The organism is Bradyrhizobium sp. (assembly GCF_016462955.1).
Lineage (GTDB): Bacteria > Pseudomonadota > Alphaproteobacteria > Rhizobiales > Xanthobacteraceae > Bradyrhizobium.
Window position 1 is genome coordinate 1 of sequence record NZ_JAEMSD010000825.1, and the last position, 1,894, is coordinate 1,894.

General features: G+C 67.7%; 2 protein-coding genes. One reads left to right on the forward strand and one right to left on the reverse strand.

The window, feature by feature from the left end:
- The coding region (locus JHD07_RS38860; protein ID WP_291631851.1) for a CDP-alcohol phosphatidyltransferase family protein at nucleotides 1-595 on the reverse strand (595 nt) is incomplete at its 3' end.
- Nucleotides 596-680: 85 nt separating this feature from the next.
- Here JHD07_RS38860 and JHD07_RS38865 point away from each other — a divergent pair.
- Nucleotides 681-1,865: a UbiH/UbiF family hydroxylase gene (locus JHD07_RS38865; protein ID WP_291631853.1), complete on the forward strand. Its 1,185-nt coding sequence runs from the start codon at nucleotides 681-683 to the stop codon at nucleotides 1,863-1,865.
- Nucleotides 1,866-1,894: the final 29 nt, after the last annotated feature.

A 1,894-nucleotide genomic window follows, 5' to 3' on the forward strand; every position in this document is an offset into this window, starting at 1 on the left:
CGACGCGCACCGGATGCAGCACGTGGAACGGCACGAAGGTCAGCACGACGAGTGCGGCCACCAGCAGCGTCGACCACAGCGGCGGCCAGTGCAGCAGGAACAGGTAGAACGCCGCCGCATTCCACAGCGCCGGGAAGCCGCGGAAATGATTGTCGTCGGCCTTCATGCGGAGGTCGGCGAAATAGAGCGCGCTGGTGACGATGATGGCAATGCCGAGCAAGGGCGCGGCGACCGGCAGCAGCAGGCCGCTGGCCACGATCGCATAGGCCGGCACGAAGACATAGGTGACGAAGTCGACCACCAGATCGAGCACGTCACCCGACCAGTTCGGCTGCACGTTCTTGACGTCGAGCCGGCGCGCGATCGGCCCGTCGATCGCGTCGATGATCATGGCGATGCCGAGCCATTGAAACATCGCCGCCCAATGCTCGCGCACGGCCTCCAGCATCGCCAGGAGCGCGAGCGCCGCACCGAACGCCGTGAAGACATGCACCGACAAGGCCGCGGCGCGAATGGCGGTTGTGGGCTTGAGGGAATCCTGCTGGGTATCCATGGCTTCTGCTATCAGAATGGGGGTGATTTGCACATCCGCCATTGCGGCGCTCGGCCGCACAATTGCCCGCGGATCCGGAAAAATAGGTGGGCTTGAATTTGCCGCGGGCCGTGTCAAATGTCATTCCATGACAGACGCATCGACACTCCATGACGCCGCGGTGATCGGCGGCGGACCGGCGGGCCTTGCGGCGGCGATCGCATTGGCGCAAGCGGGTGCACGCACCGCGCTGGTGGCGCGGCGCGTGCCCTACGCGGACAATCGCACCACCGCGCTGCTCGGTGCCTCCATCGACCTCTTGGAGATGCTCGACGTCTGGCCACGCTGCAAGGACAAGGCGGCTGCGCTCGAGGTCATGCGCCTCGTCGACGATACCGGCCGACTGTTCCGTGCGCCGGAGGTCCGCTTCTCCTGTCACGAAATCGGCCTCGACGCCTTCGGCTACAACATCGACAACCGCTCGCTGATGCTGGCTTTGGAAGCGCGCGCGGCCGAGCTGGCCAACCTCGTCCGCTTCGACGACGAGGCTGAAAGCGCCGTCATCGAGGCGGACGACGTCGCGCTGCGCACAGCATCGGGACAGTTCCTCTCGGCCAGGCTCGTGGTTGGCGCCGACGGCCGGCACTCGCTCTGCCGCGAATCCGCCGGCATCGACGTGACGCGGCGCGAGTTGAACCAGAACGCGCTGACCTTCAACGTCGGCCATGCCCGTCCGCATCGCAATGTCTCGACCGAGTTCCACACGCCGCACGGGCCTTGCGTCTTCGTGCCCCTGCCCGGCGACCGATCCAGCATCGTCTGGGTCTCGGCGCCTGCGGACGCCGAGCGACTGCGCGGCCTCAGCGACGAGGAGCTGTCCGCCGCGATCGAGAAGCAATCGCATTCGATCCTGGGCCGCATGACGGTCGAGCCCGGTCGCAACCTGTTCCCGCTCGCGATCGAACGTCCCAAATCCTTCGGCCGCCACCGGATCGCGCTGGTCGGGGAAGCGGCCCATGTCGTGCCGCCGATCGGCGCTCAGGGCCTCAATCTCGGCCTGCGCGATGCCGCGGACATCGCAAGGCTCGCGGGCGAAGCTCTCGCAGCCGGCCAGGACCCCGGCTCCGGCGAGGTCCTCAGGCGCTACGACCGCGCGCGGCGTCCGGACATTCTGAGCCGGACCTTCGCGATCGACATCGCCAATCGCTCGCTGCTCAACGACTTCCTCCCGCTCCAGCCGGTCCGCGCCGTCGGCATGCACCTCCTCGGCGCTATCGGCCCGCTCCGACGCTTCGCCATGCGCGAGGGCCTGGCGCCGACCTGGCGGCGCTAAGCCTCGTCACGGAAACGCCAGCCGTCCGG